Origin of the sequence: Elstera litoralis (genome assembly GCF_000963705.1) — a bacterium.
In the GTDB taxonomy this organism is placed as follows: domain Bacteria; phylum Pseudomonadota; class Alphaproteobacteria; order Elsterales; family Elsteraceae; genus Elstera; species Elstera litoralis.
The window spans coordinates 1-1,418 of the sequence record NZ_LAJY01000377.1 but is presented as its reverse complement, the minus strand read 5'-3'; the positions used below and the strand labels follow the sequence as shown (position 1 = coordinate 1,418).

Genomic DNA, 1,418 nt, shown 5'->3' with positions numbered 1-1,418 from the left:
GCTTTATTGCTCCTTCTGCGGGAAGAGCCAGCATGAGGTGCGCAAGCTGATCGCTGGACCGACAGTGTTCATCTGCGATGAATGCGTCGAACTCTGCATGGATATCATCCGTGAAGAGCATAAAACCACCTTGGTTAAAAGCCGGGACGGGGTGCCGACGCCACGCGAAATTCGCGGCGTGCTGGACGATTACGTTATCGGGCAAGAGCACGCGAAACGGGTGCTTTCGGTCGCGGTGCATAATCATTACAAGCGCTTGGCGCACGCCCAGAAGAATAACGACGTGGAACTCGCCAAGTCGAATATTCTGCTGGTCGGGCCGACCGGGAGCGGTAAAACGCTGCTGGCGCAAACGCTGGCGCGCATTCTCGATGTGCCGTTTACGATGGCCGACGCCACGACGCTGACCGAAGCCGGTTACGTGGGCGAGGATGTCGAAAACATCATTCTCAAGCTGCTGCAATCGGCCGACTATAATGTCGAACGGGCGCAGCGCGGCATCGTCTACATCGATGAAGTCGATAAGATTTCCCGCAAGTCGGATAATCCGTCGATCACGCGCGATGTGTCGGGCGAAGGCGTGCAGCAGGCGCTGCTGAAGATTATGGAAGGCACGGTCGCTTCCGTTCCGCCGCAGGGTGGGCGCAAGCATCCCCAGCAGGAATTCCTGCAGGTCGATACGACCAACATCCTCTTCATCTGCGGCGGGGCCTTTGCCGGTCTTGAGAAGATCATCGGGCAGCGCTCCAAAGGCACCTCTATCGGCTTTGGGGCCGATGTGCGCGGCCCGGACGAGCGCCGCACGGGGCAAATCCTACGCGAAGTCGAACCCGAAGATCTGCTGAAGTTCGGCCTTATTCCGGAATTCATCGGTCGTCTGCCCGTGGTGGCAACGCTGGATGATCTGGATGAAGCCACCCTGGTGGAAATTCTGTCCAAGCCGAAGAACGCGCTGCTGAAACAGTATCAGCGCCTTTTCGATATGGAAGATGTTCGCCTCGAATTCAGCGAAGACGCTTTGGCGGCGGTTGCCCGGCGGGCACTCGAACGCAAAACCGGCGCGCGCGGGTTGCGGTCCATTATGGAAAGCATTCTGCTGGAGCCGATGTTCGATTTGCCGGGCAATGTCGATGTCGATGGCATCGTCATCAATAAGGAAGTGGTGGAGGGCCGGGCAACCCCGCTCTACATCTATGCCGATAAGAAGGCGGAGACGGGGGCTGGTGCATAATCAGGGGTCACCCCTGATTATGACAGTCTCTTGAACCCGGCCCTGCCGGGTGCCACCTTAACCTTGGTAAAGTCCTGGCTTGTCAGGACCCGTTTAGGGTGAATGTTCAATGACCCAATCCCATGAGGCCCGATACCCGGTTCTTCCTTTGCGGGATATTGTTGTTTTTCCGCATATGATCGTGCCG

The 1,418-nt window shown here is 57.6% G+C and carries 1 protein-coding gene; it reads left to right on the top strand.

Annotation, left to right across the window (positions count from 1 at the left end):
- The coding region (clpX, locus tag VZ95_RS13970) for an ATP-dependent Clp protease ATP-binding subunit ClpX (protein WP_045776399.1) at window positions 1–1,231 on the top strand (1,231 nt) is incomplete at its 5' end.
- Window positions 1,232–1,418 lie beyond the last annotated feature (187 nt).